The sequence below is a fragment of the Eoetvoesiella caeni genome, assembly GCF_003315175.1.
Lineage (GTDB): Bacteria > Pseudomonadota > Gammaproteobacteria > Burkholderiales > Burkholderiaceae_B > Eoetvoesia > Eoetvoesia caeni.
Window position 1 is genome coordinate 1 of record NZ_QNRQ01000047.1, and the last position, 1,370, is coordinate 1,370.

Annotated in this window: 1 protein-coding gene; it reads right to left on the bottom strand. The window is 57.8% G+C overall.

Features of this window, described 5'->3' with window-relative positions:
• Positions 1–42: 42 nt before the first annotated feature.
• Positions 43–1,308 (bottom strand): IS256 family transposase, encoded by a 1,266-nt coding sequence (locus tag DFR37_RS22720; protein ID WP_113935415.1) that lies wholly within the window; start codon positions 1,306–1,308, stop codon positions 43–45.
• Positions 1,309–1,370 lie beyond the last annotated feature (62 nt).

The following is a 1,370-nucleotide window of genomic DNA, read 5'->3' on the forward strand; positions in this document are numbered from 1 at the left end:
GGGAGTATCCGTATTTTTGTGGGCAAGGCGGTTGAACAACTTTTATCCCCTTGCTTGGGTAAATCGATCGCCGAACATAATGGCAAACTGATTCATCGCGGATTTCCAGTCGAAGGCAGCACGCACCGACTTGCTCAGCACGTTGCGTAGCGCTAACCACAACAGCTTGATGGCCGCCTCGTCGTTCGGGAAGTGCCCTCGCGTTTTAATGATTTTACGCAATTGCATGTTAAGGCTCTCAATGGCGTTGGTGGTGTAGATGACCCGCCGGATATCGGGTGCGAACACAAAGAACGGAATCACGTATTCCCAGGCTCGCTCCCAGGCGGCGACAATCGTGGGGTATTTCTGCCCCCATGCGCTGTCTGCGAAGGCCTGCAACGTCTGGCGTGCCTGCTGTTCGCTGGCCGCGCCATAGATCGGGCGCAGTGCCTGGGCGACAGCTTTGCGATCCTTCCAGCCCGCATAATCCAGGCTGTTTCGAATCAGATGCACGATGCAGGTCTGTACCGTGGTCTTGGGGAAGACGGCATTGATGGCCTCGGGCAGGCCCTTTAAACCGTCAACTACGGCGATCAGGATATCCTGGCAGCCCCGGGTCCTGAGTTCATTGAAGACCTTGAGCCAGAACTTGGCACCCTCGGTCTGCTCGATCCACAGGCCCAGTACATCGCGCTGGCCATCGGCCTGGATACCCAGGGCCAGGTATACGGCCTTATTGCTGACCACGCCGTCGCTGCGGATCTTGACCCGTAGCGCATCGAAGAACACGACCGGATACATCACTTCCAATGGGCGACTCTGCCAAGCCATCGCCTCGGCCATGACTTCGTCAGTCACTGAACTGATAAAGTCCGGCGAGACCTCGGTCCCATAGCTCTCGGCCAAAAAGGCCTGAATCTCGCGCACGCTCATGCCCCGGGCGTACATGGCGATGATCCGTTCATCGAAGCCGGTAAAGCGCCGCTCATGCTTGGGGATCAAGACCGGATCGAAGCTGCCATCACGGTCTCGGGGCAGTTCCACCCGTACGGGGCCACGATCCGTAATGATCGTTTTGCCGCTGGCGCCGTTGCGCTCATTGGCCTGCTCCGGTGGCTTGGCCTGGCCCGGCCGATAGCCCAGGTGCATGTTCATCTCGGCGCCCATGGCCCGTTCGATAATCGCCTTGTTAAAGGCCAACATCAGATCCTGAACCTCGACCGGTGTCATAGGTCCTTTAACCAGCTCATCGAGCAACTCCTGCGGCACCTCAGGCAGTGGCCCTCGTGCAGCGGCTTGGGCCGCAATCGTACGTTTCTTCTTCATTGGCACATCCATGCTGTTTACCTCGCATAATATGCCTCACCCACAAAATTCCGGATAGGCTC